Here is a 481-nt window from a genome sequence, read left to right as displayed (position 1 = left end):
ATCAGGTACATCAGCCAATCAAAGAATGCGTTGGTAAGGCATTAGATGAAGGAGTTGTTGTAGCTGCAATTTGTGGTGCAGTGGATGCTTTAGCTAGTAGTGGCTATTTAGATACTAGGAAACACACGAGTAATAACTTAGAATATACTAAAATGATATGTCCTAATTATAAAGGTGAAAAATATTTTGAAATGAAGTCGGCTGTGTCTGATGAAAATTTAATTACTGCGTCAGGTATTGCGTCACTAGAATTTGCTCGGGAGGTACTAAAAAAGGTTGAAGTATTTGAACCAGATACATTAGCAGCATGGTATAAGTTAAATAAAACTCATAAAACTGAATATTTTTATCAGTTAATGGAATCAATTGATTTATCCAAATAGTTTGAAAAGCCCTTCATCAATGTGAAAGGCTTATATCGTAGATAATCGCATATTATAGGAGTATTTTTGATTTAGTCAAAGACATTTATGTTCTGAAA

1 protein-coding gene is annotated in these 481 nt (G+C 32.6%); it reads left to right on the top strand.

Annotated elements, in window-relative coordinates:
* Positions 1–383, top strand: a 383-nt coding sequence (locus tag ACF91D_RS31785) for a DJ-1/PfpI family protein (protein ID WP_392438703.1), incomplete at its 5' end; no start/stop codon positions are given.
* Positions 384–481: the final 98 nt, after the last annotated feature.

Source organism: Staphylococcus sp. 231237_7MaSpsaltlick (assembly GCF_043107035.1).
Note: the sequence above shows the minus strand (reverse complement) of the source record. Positions and strands in the feature narration are given on the sequence as shown.